Source organism: Cyclobacterium plantarum, assembly GCF_011290685.1.
GTDB lineage: Bacteria > Bacteroidota > Bacteroidia > Cytophagales > Cyclobacteriaceae > Cyclobacterium > Cyclobacterium plantarum.
This window is the reverse complement of record NZ_JAANYN010000006.1, coordinates 378,435-392,927: the sequence shown is the minus strand read 5'-3', so window position 1 is coordinate 392,927 and position 14,493 is coordinate 378,435. Positions and strand designations below refer to the sequence as shown.

Here is a 14,493-nt window from a genome sequence, read left to right as displayed (position 1 = left end):
TAAACAAATATAAAACATTATGTTTAAATTATAAACATAAAAATGTCAATATTATTAACATTTAAATCTTTGTAAAAAGAGAGAGAGGAATATGGAGAATAGTCGGAATATTGTGCACCTGGACCTGGACAGTTTTTTTGTGTCTGTGGAGCGGCTGCATGACCGCAGGCTTTTTGGAAAGCCCATTCTGATCGGGGGGTCGGGGGACCGGGGAGTGGTGGCTTCCTGCAGTTATGAGGCCAGGCAGTTTGGCATACATTCGGCCATGCCCATGCGTACCGCCCGGCAGCTTTGTCCGGAGGCGCTGCTGGTCCGTGGGGATTTTTCCCGCTACAGCCAGAAATCCCATGAAATCACCGAAATCATCCGGGAGAATGTGCCGCTTTTCGAAAAATCATCCATAGACGAGTTTTATGTGGACTACACTGGTATGGACCGGTTTTTTGGCTGTTTTAAAATGGCCAGGGAGCTGCGGCAGAAAATCATGCAGCAGACTGGTCTGCCCATTTCCCTGGGGCTTTCGGAAAACAAGACCGTGTCGAAAGTGGCCACGGGAGAGGCCAAGCCGAACAATGAAAAGCAAGTACCCCATGGGGAGGAAAGACCTTTTCTGGCACCGTTGTCTGTACGGAAAATCCCCATGATTGGCAAGAAAACCTCCCATACCCTGTACAATATGGGAGTGAAGCGTATCCATACCTTGCAGGGCATGCCGGCAGAACTGCTGGAGTCGGCCTTTGGGAAAAATGGCCTGCTGATCTGGGACAAGGCCAATGGGATTGACCGTTCGCCGATTATTCCATATACAGAGGCCAAATCCATTTCCTCGGAGAATACTTTTGAGGCAGATACCATTGATGTGCGCTTGCTGGAGGCTACACTGACAGCCATGACCGAACAACTGGCGGGGAAGTTGCGGCAGCAGCAAAAACTCACTTCCACGGTAGCTGTGAAGATCCGCTATTCCGATTTCGATACCCATACCATGCAGCAGCGCGTACCATTCACGGCCGCAGATCACATGCTTCTCCCGGTGGTCAAGGCACTTTTTCAGCGATTGTATCAGCGGCGCATGCTGATCCGGCTGATAGGGCTGCGCTTTAGTGGATTGGTGCATGGTCACTACCAGATCAATTTGTTTGAGGATACAGAAGAAAGTATTTCCCTGTACCAGGCCATGGACCGGATTAATGGAAAGTATGGAGACAAAACTGTCTGCAGGGCAGTGGGCATGCAGGTGGGGCGCAGGCGGTTCAATCCCTTTAACGGGAAGGAAATCTGAACAATTTTTAGTAAACCCCAGGCAGCTCTAACCGCAGTGGTTGTCAGGCTATTGCCCCTGAACCAGGGAGTAGGACCGCTGCCTGTCAAAGGTATATAGATTTTCGGTTGTTATTACGTCTACATCATTTCGTATGGCATAGGATACCGGCTTTATTTTTTTGGGTAATTTCCCCAGCCTCTCAATTACCGCCCGGGCAAAATCCCTGGTGCCGACCTTCGCCTTGCCCGGTCCGGGACGGAAGATGTCTTCGGTATGAATGCCTTCCTCCGGCGTACAAGACCAGGCTTTCCTGATCTTTCAGCGAAGGCTGGCATTGATGGCCTGTAGTTGCTCCTCACCCGGGCACAGGGCTTTCTCTCCTAAAGTATTGAATGCCCCGTCCGAAGTGTTCAGGATATCGTGCAGGTCACCAAACTCAGTATTGATGTACAGCAGACCGGTCAATATTTCATTTTTTGCACGGGCCTGCTGCATGGCATTCACAGCCGAAAGCCGGTCTTCCGGGTTCCATTCAGGGGCCAGCTTGTGCAGTCGCATTACCGTGCCGTCGTGCAATGAAACTGCTGTATCTGTACCTGCTGCATATTCTGCTTTGATGGCTTCCCTTTCGGGAACAAAATCCAGGGTACCCGTTGCCTGCATGTGTTCACGCACATAATCGTAGGATTTGGTGGAGCCGGGGTTGTTGTTAAAGGTCACACAAGGAGACATCACATTGATAAAGGCCAGCCCCTTGTGCTGTATGGCTGCTTTGATCAGGGGTACCAGTTGTTGTTTGTCACCACTGAAACTCTGTGCGACAAAGGTGGCGCCCAACTCTACGGCAAGGCTGGCCAGATCTACCGGCTGAAAGGGATTGATGTGTCCGGATTTGCTGGCCGAGCCCACATCCGCTGTGGCAGAGTCCTGTCCTTTGGTGAGGCCGTAACATCCGTTGTTCATGACGATATATACCATGTTCAGGTTTTTGCGGATGACATGGACAAACTGTCCCATACCGATGGATGCCGTGTCTCCATCTCCGGAAACACCGAAATAGACCATGTTTTTATTGGCCAGGTTGGCACCGGTGGCTACCGATGGCATGCGTCCGTGTACGGAATTGAAGCCATGGGAATTGCCCAGAAAATAAGCCGGTGTTTTGGAAGAGCAGCCAATGCCGGAAATTTTGGCTACCAGATGGGGTTCTATGGATAACTCAAAGCAGGCCTGCACGATGGTGGCACTGATGCTGTCGTGACCACAACCCGCACAAAGGGTGGAAATGGTGCCCTCATATTCCTTTAGGGTGTACCCCAGTTTGTTTTTGGGCAGTTTCGGGTGTCTAAATAAGGGTTTCAGATAAGTCATGGGGCACAGCGTTTTTTTGCTTTAAATAATCGGAAATCTGCAGGGCAATGTTATCGGCGGTGATGGGCATGCCATCGTAATTCAGCACAGAAACCAGTTTTTTCGGGTTCATTTGCATCTCATTGATGATCAGGCTGCGAAGCTGCCCGTCCCTGTTTTGTTCGATGATGAATACCAATTTGTGGGAGCGGATAAAGGCTTCGGTTTCAGTTCCAAATGGAAAAGCTTTGATGCGGATGGCATCCAACTGGATTTCTTTTTCTTCCAGGATGTCTTTTGCTTCCTCTGAAGAGTAGGTAGAAGTACCGAAAAAGAGCATGCCGATTTCACTTTGGTTGCTTTCCTGATATAGGCTGGGGGCAGGAACGATTTTTTTGGCAGTTTCCCATTTGGTTTGCAGCCGCTCCATGTTGCGTTTGTAAGCCGCACTGTCCTCGGTATAGACTGCATATTCATCCCGGGATGTTCCCCTGGTAGTAAAAGCCCCTTTGGAGGGATGTGTACCGGGGTAGGTTCGGTAGGGGATACCGTCCCCTTCAGTGTCCAGGTAACGTCCATAACGGCCCATGTCTTCCAGTTCTTCCTTATTCAGGACTTTACCGCGGTCGTATTTTCGGTTTTCATCCCATTGGAAGGGCTCACTCATGTGGTCGTTCATGCCCAGATCCAGATCGGTCATCAGAATGACCGGTGTTTGCAGCCGGTCGGCCAGGTCAAAACAATCAGCGGTCATCCGGAAACATTCCTCCGGAGAAGCCGGAAACACCAAGGGATGTTTGGTATCACCATGGGAAGCATAGGCTGCCAGTGTGATGTCCGATTGCTGGGTTCGTGTCGGCATGCCTGTGCTGGGTCCTGCCCGCTGCACATCTATCAATACTGCCGGTACTTCCGCAAAATAGGCCAGTCCTATGAATTCGTTCATCAGCGAAACACCCGGTCCGCTGGTAGCGGTAAGTGCCCTGGCACCGTTCCAGTTGGCCCCGATGACCATTCCCATAGCTGCAAGTTCATCTTCTGCCTGTACCACAGCATAATGGTGCTTTCCGGTTTGGTGATCAAGACGGTACTGGGAAGCAAATTTTTCGTAGGCCTCTGCTACCGAGGTAGAAGGTGTGATGGGATACCAGGCCATCACCGTAGCACCTCCATAAACTGCACCCAGGCCACAGGCCGTGTTGCCGTCCACCATGATCTTATCCCTGACCAGGTCCCTTCTTTCCAGGTAAAAATCCAGGGGGTAGTCAAAATGCTCCCTGACGTAATCCATACCCAGTTTGATCGCAGTGATATTGGGGGCGATTAGTTTTTCCTTTCCCGCAAATTGTTCTTTGAGCAGGTTTTCCAATACCTCAAATTCAATTTGAAGCAGCACGGAAAGGGCACCTACATAGATGATATTTTTGAACAATTGCCGCTGCCTGGGATTGCTAAAGTTTTCATTGGCCAGTTCCATCATCGGGATTCCCAGGTAGTGAATGTCCTCACGTATCAGGTCGGGTGAAAGTTTTTTGGTGCTGTCGTATACCAGGTAGCCGCCTTTCCGCACACTTTCTATATCCTGTTTCATGCTTTGGGCGTTGACGGCCACAAGAAGGTCAATGCCTTCCCTACGGCCCAGATACCCTTTTTCGCTTACCCTCACCTCATACCAGGTGGGCAAACCCTGTATGTTTGAAGGGAAAATGTTTTTGGGTGTTACGGGAATCCCCATCCTGAAGATGGCTTTGGCGAAAAGAAAATTTGCACTGGCCGAACCGGTGCCATTGACATTGGCAAAACGGGCGACAAAATTGTTTATCCGGGCCCTGGGCCTGGAAATGGCTTGTGGCATGCTCATATGTTTTCTGCTTTGGTTACACTGTAGAAAAATTGCTGCATGTCCCAGGCAGAAGTGGGGCAACGCTCAGCACAAAGCCCGCAGTGCAGGCAAACATCTTCATCTTTGACCATCACACGGCCGGTTTTTAAGTTTTCCGAAACCAGGATATCCTGGGTTTTATCCGTAGCAGGCACCAATAATTTTTGTCTCAGCTGATCCTCATCTTCTTCGTTGGTGGTGAAAGTAATGCAGGAAGTGGGGCAAATGTCCATGCAAGCATCGCATTCGATGCAGCGATCAGCCGTAAAATCCGTCTGTACATCACAATTCAGACAACGTTGGGCTTCCTTATAGCCGGTGGGCAGATCAAAGCCCAGTTCTACTTCTTTTCTCCGGTCCAGCAAGGTGACAGATTTTTCTGCCTGTGGCACCAGGTAGCGCTGGTCTATGGTCACCGGGCTGTCGTAGCTCCATTCGTGGATGCCCATCTTGGTGCTGAAAAGTTTGGTATAGGGAGCGGGTCTTTTGGTAATGTCCTTTCCCTGACAAAACAAATGTATGGACACTGCAGCCTGGTGCCCATGGGCCACAGCGGTAATTACATTTTCCGGACCAAAGGCTGCATCACCTCCGAAAAAAACCTTGGGATGGGTGGATTGGAAGGTTACTTTGTCCACTTCTGGCATGTTCCATTCATCAAATTTCAATCCCAAATCCCTTTCTATCCAGGGGAAGCTGTTTTCCTGACCAATGGCGATCAAGACCTCATCTGCCTCTATGAACACGTCAGGTTCTCCGGTAGGAAGCAATTTTCTTTTACCGGCATCATCATAAACAGCTTTTACACGTTGAAATTTCATGCCGGTGAGTTTTCCGTTTTCCACTTCAAAACTCAAAGGGACATGGTTATCAAAAATTTCAATGTCCTCGTGCATGGCATCCTCCTTTTCCCAGGGGGAAGCCTTCATGTCCTTAAATGGGCTCCTGACCACCACTTTGACACTTTCTCCACCCAGTCTCCTGGAAGTTCGGCAACAATCCATGGCGGTGTTACCTCCTCCTAAAACAATGACCTTTTTGCCGATTTTGTCGATGTGCTCGAAGGCTACTCCTGCCAGCCATTCTATTCCGATATGAATGTGCGCATCTGCTTCCTTTCTTCCCGGCAACTTTGGCAAATCCCGGCCTCGGGGAGCACCTGTGCCTACAAAAATAGCATCATAATCTTTTTCCAGCACTTCTTTCAGACTTTCAACGTACGTCATGAACTGGGTATGAATGCCCAGATTCAATATATATCCTACTTCTTCATTCAATACTTCTTCGGGAAGGCGAAAGGCAGGTATCTGACTGCGCATCATGCCTCCTCCGGCGATTTGCTCATCAAAGAGGTGAATTTCATAACCAAGCGGAGCAAGATCCCGAGCTACAGAAAGAGAAGCCGGACCTCCCCCTATCAGGGCTATTTTTTTACCATTGGGGCTGAATGGTCCCTGAGGCATCAGGGACTGTACATCTCCCTTGTTGTCTGCTGCCACCCTTTTTAGCCTGCAGATGGCTACGGGCTCCTCTTCCACCCGGCCTCTGCGACAGGCTGGTTCACATGGCCGGTCACAGGTCCTGCCCAAAATCCCCGGGAATACATTGGATTCCCAATTGATCATGTAGGCTTCGGTGTATTTTTCTGCAGCGATTTTGCGGATGTACTCTGGTACAGGAGTATGGGCAGGACAGGCGTATTGGCAGTCCACTACTTTGTGGTAATACTCCGGATTGCGGGTATCTGTAGGTTTCATGGCATTTTGGGTTTTTTTGCCCTTCCTATTTGGGCGGTAATTGCTATTGCAGAATAATGTTACAAAATAAAGTTATCTATGCAAACGATTGTCTAAATAATTTTTCTTTGTGGTTTCAATTGTTCACTTGAGCTTGGTTTAGGCCAGCCCCCTGTTTTTTAAACCTGTTAGCTCTGGTGCCAGGTATTGCAGCTACAAAATCCCGATTTTTTTAGGAAAGGACATTTACCGATCCATTTTTAAAAGCTATTTTTGACCGGTCAATTGTTATACGATGAACAAAGCTGATTGGAATAAAATGCTGGAAAACCGGGTTCCGGAGAAGGCCATTCCCTATTGCTACGCCCTGTGGGAAGAGGAGCCATTTCACTTTGAAATCACCCGTTCCAGGATTTCCAAATTGGGTGATTTTCGGTACAGGAAGGGCCATGAAATCCAAAAGATTACCATCAATCACGATTTGAACCCCTATCAATTTCTGATCACTTTTGTACATGAGGTAGCGCATCACCGGGTTTTTAGTCAATTCAAAGGTGTAGGGGTCAAACCCCATGGGCCGGAATGGAAGCGCTCTTTTCGGTTTTTGATGGCCCCATTACTGCATAAAAATGTATTCCCCATGGATGTGTTGATTCCCCTCCGCCTGTACCTTAATAATCCCAAAGCAAGTACCGGAGCGGATTTCTTTCTGATGAAGGAATTGAAAAAGTATGACAGGCGTTCTGCTTCTTACACTGGGGTGCTATTGGGTGATTTGAAGACAGGTGCTCAGTTTGGCTTGAGGTCCAGGATTTTTGAAAAGCTGGAGACCAAAAGATCCAGGGTACTGTGTATGGAATTGTCAACGGGTAGGAAATACCTGATTTCCAGGCATGCGGAAGTGGTAGAAAAGGACGATGAGGGAGATGTTCCTTTTTAATTTTTACCGGAATCGGAAATTTGTTGTCGGGCATTGATACCCAGATTTTTCAGTTTTTCAGCCTGGGAGACCAGGTTGCCTTTCCCTGTTTTCAGTTGTTTGATGGCAGCATCGTAGCTGTCCTGTGATTTTTCCAGGTGTTTGCCAATATCTTCCAGGTTTCCCAGAAAGGAGGCAAACTTATCGTACATGCGACCTCCTCTTTCTGCAATTTCCAGGGCATTTTTGGATTGATCATCCCGAATCCACAGGTCTTTGATCATTTTAAGGGCCGCGATCAGGTTACTGCTGCTGATCAGCAATACCCGTTTTTTATAGGCATATTCCCAGAGCTGGGCATCTGCCTGCAGTGCGACTATGTAAGCTGCCTCCAGGGGCACAAACATGATCACAAAGTCCAGTGCCTTGGCATAGCCCTCATATTGCTTGCCGGATAGTTGGTCAATATGGGTTTTAATAGCCTTTAGATGCATTTCCAGGGCGTCTTTTTGATCGGGTTCGTCGGTGCTACTGCTGTACTTTTCGTAAGCCAGAAGTGAAATTTTAGCATCTATGATGACCTTTTTGTTATCCGGATAATGGATGATCACATCGGGTTGCATTTTTTTTCCATCCTGACCCAGCAAGGGATAGCCGGCATCGTCTCTTAAAAACTCCTGTACACTGTAGTGCCTGTTTTTTTCCAATCCGGAATTTTGCAGGATGGTCTCCAGGATGGCTTCCCCCCAGTTGCCCCTGATTTTGGCGTTGCCCTTCAGTGCATTGGTGAGGTTTCTTGCTTCCTGGCTGATCTGTTGGTTGAGTTCGGCCAGCTCCTTTACTTTTCTTTCCAGTGAAAAGCGCTCCTTGGATTCCATGGAATAGGTTTCCTGTACCTGTTTTTTAAAAGCCTCGAGGTCCTTTCCCAGCGGGTCCAGAATCCTTCCTATGTTTTCCTGGTTTTGCAGGGAGAATTTCAGGGATTTCTCCTCCAGAATTTTGTTGGCCAGAAGTTCAAATTCCTGTTGAAACTTCTTCCCCATCTTTTCCAGTTCCTGCTCCTGAAAAGCCAGCTTTTCACCCAGATAGTGCAATTTGGATTCCAGCTTGTTTTTATCCAGGGCCAACTCGTATTTATCTCCCTCCAACGCCTTGATGGTTGCTGTCTGGGTCTGATACAAATCTAATTGGCGGTTCAGGTTATCGCTGAGTAACTGCCTGCTTTCTTGCAGGCCGTTCCTTTCCATGGTCAGATCCCTGATCTTTTCCTGAAGCGTCTCCTTTTTTTGAAAGTTGCTATAGCTAAAGAATGCCATTCCTGCCAGCGCCATTGCCGTAAAGATCAGGGCTACAGTTTCTATTCCCATAAGCAAATTTATTTAGGCAGTCTCACTTCTCTGCCTTATGGCCTCATAGATAACAATGCCGGTAGCTACCGATACATTAAGACTTTCTATTTTCCCCAATACCGGGATCTTTACAAATTCGTCACAGAGTTCCATCAGTTCCTCGGATATGCCGTCTTCTTCTGAGCCCACCACCAACACCGTAGGTAAGGTCAGGTCTGCTGCATACATATTCCGCTCTGTTTTTTCGGTTACACCCACTACATTGAGGCCTGATTTTTTCAGGTCTTTCAAGGCGTAATACAAGTTTTTTTCCCTGCTTACCGGTAAAAAATTCAATGCACCAGCAGAAGTTTTTACGGCATCGGAATTGATCTGTGCACTGCTTTTTTCCGGGATCACAATGGCATGAACACCTGCTACTTCAGCTGTCCTGGCGATGGCTCCAAAATTTCGGACATCAGTCACCCTGTCCAGCATCAGTATGAGCGGAGCTACGCCTCTGGAATAACAGCCATCCACCACATTGTCCAGGGAAGCATAGGCAATTGCTGAAATATACGCCACCACTCCCTGGTGGTTTTTACGGGTAATGCGGTTCAGCTTGCTTTCCGGTACTTTGGTCACAGGGATTTTTTTCTCTCTGGCGGTTGCCAGTAGTTCCTTTAACAGATCCCCTTTCAATTCCTTGTTCACTAAAATCTTATCGATTTGCTGATCCGCATTAAAAGCCTCCATTATAGGCCTGATGCCAAACAAGTAATCTTTTTGGTTGTCTTCTCTGTCGATCAGAAAACCATCCTTCCGTTTCTCCATGCTGTAATGTTTTTGAACCAAATCGGCTGGTAGGCCCTTGATCGGTTCAATGTGTAATAATTGGGGGTTAAAATATTTTTTATGCGGGCAAAGGTAAAAGTAATTTTTGAATTTGAGTCTTGTGACTGGTAAACCCAGGTTTCTTTGTCCTTATCAAAATAAACCTCCTGCGGGGGCCCCATGATAATATAAACCATTCCACGGTCTGTGGCCCAGCCTTCCTTGAAATCTGTAAAGAGAATATTGGCAAACTCCACTTGCCTGAAATATTCTTTTATCAGGGTTTTTGCTGTTTCCTCATCCCGGGTCATTCTGATCCAATATTCATCCAACGCGGTTTTTTTATTTTCTGCGGCAAGCAAGGTTTCGTGTTCCTTACGGGTAGAAATATAGGTCACCATTTGGATCATTTCCTCCCAGGTCGAGACCCTGGGGAAAGTCTGGCTGGCAGTTTTAATCATCAGTCCTGTGGTTGAACTGGTGTCTGCCTGTATGTAATAATATCCCGATTTTTCAAATGGAACGGGCACATTCACCAGGAAACTTCCCTCATCCACCACCTCGGTCTCCCTTGGGATATCCGGTGTGTTGGTTTCCATTGGGGGTAGGGGGAGAGGAAATTCCCGGGGGTAATAGTATCGGTATAAGTTTACCCCTTGCTCACTTTTAAATAAAAGGGATTCTTCCACATTTAAAAAATTCTGATCAAAGGGAATGTCGTTGCCATAATAAGCACCAAAACCTGGTTGTTCTGGTACAAATGGGCTGATGAGGTCCGCATGATAGACATATTCATCCTGCTGCCTGCTATCCAATGCCCTGAAGATCACATAAGCCTCTTCCTGATCTGCAGGGATTTCCACGGTTTCTTCAAAATAGAAATGTCTGTCAGTATCGGCTTTCAGCAAGTCCCTGTCAAGGGCAATCACTTGCTCATCTGCAATGGTTTTCTGGAAGCTATTAACTATGGTGTAGCTGAAAAGATAATTGTCAAAATCAGGATCCTCTTCGATTTTTTCTACCACCATTTGAAGGGTAAAGGTTCTTTCGGCCGTTTTTATAGGGATCACTTTGAGGGAGATCCGAGAATATCTGGAGTACCTCAGGTTTTGGTTAATGCTTTGCAGATTGTTTTGTGCATGAACCGACAGCGACAAAAAGCATAGGACGGCCAGGCAACCAATTATTTTTTTCATGTGCAATGACTTTATTGTTTCCATAGTTGGTTTTAAAAATTAACCTTAATTTTGTTGAAAATAATAAAATTTTAAATGGCTACCTATACAACGGAAATTACTTCCGATAAGTTGATCAGTGATAACCCTATTCATCAACGCCTATTGAAGGCCTACATTGTCGCTAAAGATTATGTTTTCGGTGATTTATTGGAGATTGGATGTGGTGAAGGAAGGGGGGTGGAGGTATTGGGTCCCCTGGTCAATCATTACCATGGAATGGATAAAATTGGCGATATCCTGGAGATACTGAAAGTCAAGCACCCTGACTTTGTCTTTGAGCAGGCCGTTTTGCCACCCATGCCTGGCTTGAAAGACAACACTTTTGATGTAGTGGTCAGCTTTCAGGTGATTGAACACATCCCCGATGACTTGTTGTACTTACAGGAAATCTACAGGGTACTGAAACCGGGAGGATTTGCCCTGATTTCTACCCCTAATATTCGATTTTCTCTTTCCAGGAATCCCTGGCACATCAGGGAGTATACCCCAGATCAACTTCAGGAATTGTGTTTGAAGGTATTTGACAAGGTCGAGACCAAAGGAATTGGAGGCAATGAAAAGGTTTGGGAATACCATAGGGCCAATAAACTTTCAGTAGAAAGAATAACCAAATGGGATTTCCTTAATTTGCAGTACCGCCTTCCTGCCGGTCTATTGAAAATCCCCTATGAAATTTTAAACCGCTTTAACCGCAACAAGCTGCACGAAAAGCAGGGAAAAGCCGTGGAGGAAATATTTCATGCAGACTACCTGTTTTTGGATGATCCCACCGAGGCATTAGACCTCTTTTATTTGCTGCACAAGAAAGCGTAAAAAGGACAAGTTTGGCCCATGCTGTACCCTATTGAACGCACAGCATGGGCAAAATCACATTTTTTAATTTTTTCACTTTTATTCTGCCTGCATGCTATCAGGGGCCTTACTTGTAGGTTGGCTTTTACCTTCTTTGCATTCTTTGGTCCATAGAGCCAAACAATCTTTCATATTCCTGTTGCAATTGATTCGCCTTTTCTTCAAATCCTTGTTCCCTTAATAGGGGAATGAAGTAGCGAAGCATTTGCATTGAAATGGAAGCCTCCCTGTCCATCGCGCGCCCTGTTTCCTGGTAAAAATCCAGCATTTCTACAGATCGGGAGGACATTTCATCGATAATATGCATGGCTTCTTCTTCCATACCCAATTCAAGGAGCAGCGGAACGGCTTGTCCACTTGCCAGATCATAGGGGATGGCCCCATGTGGGAATTTTTCCAGGCTAAGACGCATGATGTCCTCGGCCCTTTGCAAATCCCCCTCATCCAACAGCGCAATGGTAATGCTGTTTAATACACTTCTGTGATTGGAAGTAAACCTTCTGAACTCGTCATCAAAGTAATTGTCCGGGTCATTCATTCCCCTGAAGGCAAATTTTTCAGTGACATTGGTATAGGCCAGGTCTGTATTGATCAATTCCTCCTGGTTATCAGGTTTTTGTATGGGCAACAGGCGGTAAGTAAGGCCTTCCATCACCACGTGGTCACTGATATCAAAACCGATTGTAGCCAATGAAGTGTTGTTGAAATAAATCGGCCGTTCCCAGTTATTGGTAGCTATCAGGTCCAGAAGCATCAAATTGCCTTTGGTTACATAATTTCCCTTAAGCCTGATATTGATATCAGGGATCCTTAAATCCCTGAACTGTTCCGGAACAATGTCCAGGTTCTCGATTTTTTCCTGGTCAATTGACATGGAGAGCGTCCTTGACGGGACGGTATTGATGCTACCAGACCTGCTGGAAGATAATTTAAGGAGTTCACTGTCGCTTTTTAGCAATTGGAGGTAATCTGGCAGCGGCAAGTTGTCGAGCCTGTCGGTGATGTACAAGACGTCGTTGGTGCCTTTTTTGAAGTTATTGTACTGTAGTGTGAAATCCAGTGCAGCCGATTCATTGACCGGTCTTGTCATTTGCTTCACATACCAATCCGTATCAAAATAACTCAATACGATCACCCGAACATCTGTACGGAAACCTTCCACTTCCTGAACGTACCACAATGGAAAGGTGTCGTTATCACCTCCGGTAAACAAAATGGCATTGGGTGCACAGGATGCCAGGAAATTCCGGGCCGCATCTACCGAAAAAAAGCGATCTGACCTGTCGTGGTCATTCCAATTTTCGCTTGCCATTAACAAGGGTACAGGTATGGTAATTAATGTGGCATACAAACCTGCCATTACCAGGTCTTTTTTTAACCGGGCCAACTGCCTGCTTATGGCCAAAACACTGAAGCCAATCCAGATGGCAAATGCATAAAAAGAACCCACATATATATAATCCCTTTCACGGGGTTCGACTGGAGGGGAATTCAGGTATAGTACCAGCACTACCCCCATCATTAAGAAAAGCATTAAAGTCAACCAGAATGATTTAGGATCATGTTTGGCTTGAAAAAACATCCCTATCATGCCTAAAAGCAAGGGGAGCATGAAGTAATTGTTATGGCCTTTGTTGTTTTTAATGTATTCGGGGAAATCTGTGCTGATGCTGGTCCAGATACTTAAAAAAGGCGCATCACTGAAATCGCTTTCCCGACCGCTGAAATTCCACATAAAATACCGCCAATACATGTGCCCCAGCTGATGATCAAGCATAAAGTAAATATTGTCGAAAAATGTGGGATCTTCCCCTTCCCGAAGGCCAAGCTTTGATTGATAGATCTGAACGTGTCTGGCCTGGGTAGAATAAATTCTGGGGAGTATGGTGGTTTTTTCAGGATCATAGATGTTTTCCAATTGGTAATCCACTACTTCGTACTTTTCTTCTCCTTTGGCATAGACCGGAGCTCCTTCTACCTGGTCGATCACTTCAGCAGTGAAGTATTGGCCATGCAGCAAGGGGCGGTATCCGTATTGTTCTCTTTTAAGGTAGCTGACAAAGCTGATAATGTCTTTGGGGTCATTTTCATTGATGACTGGTTCTGCATTGGCACGGATAACAATTAGTGCATAGGAGCCATAACCGATAAGGATAAAAGTAAGGCATATCAAAACGGTACTCATGATTACCTTTCTTTGTTTGTGTGCATAAACAAGGGCATAAACCAGACCGCCAAGAAATAATATGGAAAAACATACTATGCCTGCACCGAAAGGAAGCCCCAGGCTGTTGACAAAGAATATTTCCATGGTTCCTGCGATGCTTGGGAGCCCTGGGATGATAATATTGTTGATGATCACCAGCGCAATGCCTCCCAACACAAAAGCAAAAATCCCCCCTTTTAGGTTGTGGTTTTTGTATTTTTTAAAATAAACAACCAATGCCAGTGCTGGTAGCGTAACCAGGTTTAAAAGGTGTACACCTATGGACAAACCCACCAGATAGGCAATGAAAATCATGTATTGATTTTCTGCCCGTGGATCTTTGATGACATCCCACTTCAGAAATGCCCAAATAACAATGGCTGTAAAAAAGGATGACATGGCATACACTTCTGCCTCAACTGCAGAAAACCAAAAACTATCCGTAAAAGTATAGGCCAGAGCTCCTATCAGGCCGGCTCCCATCAGCTGATAGGTTTGTTCCTTTGTAGCTTCCTCCTTGCCTAAGGAAAACAATTTCCTGCCCAGGAGAGTAATGGTCCAGAAAAGAAATAATATGGTAAAAGCCGAAAATAAAGCACTCCCCACATTCATCCAATAGGCAATGGCCAGATTATCCCCAAAGGAAAAAAAACTGAACATCCGGTAAATCAACAAAAAGAAAGGAGCTCCGGGAGGGTGCGGAACCTGTAGTTTATAAGCTACTGCAATAAATTCCCCAGGATCCCAGAAGCTGGCGGTTTCCTCTATGGTGAGTAAATAGGTGATGAACGCAATTAAAAAGGCGGTCCAACCGAATATATTGTTCAACCTGGCATATTTTGGCATGTGATCGGATTGTTTTTGAAAAACGAAATTAAAAAAAT

At 46.3% G+C, this 14,493-nt stretch carries 11 protein-coding genes; 3 read left to right on the top strand and 8 right to left on the bottom strand.

Annotation, left to right across the window (positions count from 1 at the left end; translation table 11 throughout):
* The first annotated feature begins 91 nt into the window (after positions 1–91).
* Positions 92–1,282 carry a DNA polymerase IV gene (gene dinB, locus G9Q97_RS16000; protein ID WP_166148548.1) on the top strand — a complete coding sequence of 397 codons (1,191 nt, stop codon included), beginning with the start codon at positions 92–94 and terminating at the stop codon, positions 1,280–1,282.
* A 48-nt stretch (positions 1,283–1,330) separates the two neighbouring features.
* Here the strand turns inward: dinB and G9Q97_RS25400 are convergent, their stop codons facing one another.
* The 4 genes from G9Q97_RS25400 to G9Q97_RS15980 all read right to left on the bottom strand — a co-directional run bounded on the left by G9Q97_RS25400 (position 1,331) and on the right by G9Q97_RS15980 (position 6,253).
* Positions 1,331–1,417, bottom strand: coding sequence for a hypothetical protein (locus tag G9Q97_RS25400; protein WP_394352999.1), 87 nt, complete (start codon positions 1,415–1,417; stop codon positions 1,331–1,333).
* Between the two features lie 165 nt (positions 1,418–1,582).
* Positions 1,583–2,635: a 2-oxoacid:ferredoxin oxidoreductase subunit beta gene (locus G9Q97_RS15990; RefSeq protein WP_166148539.1), complete on the bottom strand. Its 1,053-nt coding sequence runs from the start codon at positions 2,633–2,635 to the stop codon at positions 1,583–1,585.
* Positions 2,610–4,469, bottom strand: a complete 1,860-nt coding sequence (locus G9Q97_RS15985; protein ID WP_166148636.1) for a 2-oxoacid:acceptor oxidoreductase subunit alpha — start codon at positions 4,467–4,469, stop codon at positions 2,610–2,612. The genes G9Q97_RS15990 and G9Q97_RS15985 overlap by 26 nt, the downstream gene beginning before the upstream one ends.
* Before the next feature lie 2 nt (positions 4,470–4,471).
* On the bottom strand, positions 4,472–6,253 hold the full coding sequence (locus G9Q97_RS15980; protein ID WP_166148538.1) for an FAD-dependent oxidoreductase: 1,782 nt from the start codon (positions 6,251–6,253) through the stop codon (positions 4,472–4,474).
* A gap of 274 nt (positions 6,254–6,527) precedes the next feature.
* Here G9Q97_RS15980 and G9Q97_RS15975 point away from each other — a divergent pair, with 274 nt between their 5' ends.
* Positions 6,528–7,172: a SprT family zinc-dependent metalloprotease gene (locus G9Q97_RS15975; RefSeq protein WP_166148536.1), complete on the top strand. Its 645-nt coding sequence runs from the start codon at positions 6,528–6,530 to the stop codon at positions 7,170–7,172.
* On the opposite strand, the gene G9Q97_RS15970 is transcribed toward G9Q97_RS15975, so the two are convergent.
* Genes G9Q97_RS15970 through G9Q97_RS15960 form a run of 3 tightly spaced genes read right to left on the bottom strand, consistent with a single transcriptional unit; the run spans position 7,169 to position 10,509 of the window.
* Entirely contained in the window at positions 7,169–8,518 is a 1,350-nt protein-coding gene (locus tag G9Q97_RS15970; RefSeq protein ID WP_166148534.1) for a DNA recombination protein RmuC, read from the bottom strand. The genes G9Q97_RS15975 and G9Q97_RS15970 overlap by 4 nt on opposite strands.
* A gap of 12 nt (positions 8,519–8,530) precedes the next feature.
* Complete coding sequence (rlmB, locus tag G9Q97_RS15965) at positions 8,531–9,313, bottom strand: 23S rRNA (guanosine(2251)-2'-O)-methyltransferase RlmB (RefSeq protein ID WP_166148533.1); 783 nt, start codon at positions 9,311–9,313, stop codon at positions 8,531–8,533.
* The gene (locus G9Q97_RS15960) at positions 9,286–10,509 is read right to left on the bottom strand and encodes a GWxTD domain-containing protein (RefSeq protein ID WP_246255722.1); all 1,224 of its coding nucleotides are present in this window, start codon (positions 10,507–10,509) and stop codon (positions 9,286–9,288) included. Before G9Q97_RS15960 ends, rlmB begins: the two co-directional genes overlap by 28 nt.
* Before the next feature lie 75 nt (positions 10,510–10,584).
* Between G9Q97_RS15960 and G9Q97_RS15955 the strand changes: the two genes are divergently transcribed.
* Complete coding sequence (locus tag G9Q97_RS15955; protein WP_166148529.1) at positions 10,585–11,364, top strand: class I SAM-dependent methyltransferase; 780 nt, start codon at positions 10,585–10,587, stop codon at positions 11,362–11,364.
* 124 nt (positions 11,365–11,488) lie between these two features.
* Here G9Q97_RS15955 and G9Q97_RS15950 read toward each other — a convergent pair whose 3' ends face one another.
* A complete protein-coding gene (locus G9Q97_RS15950) occupies positions 11,489–14,455 on the bottom strand; it encodes a glycosyltransferase family 117 protein (RefSeq protein ID WP_166148527.1) in 2,967 nt (988 codons plus the stop codon).
* Between the last annotated feature and the right edge of the window lie 38 nt (positions 14,456–14,493).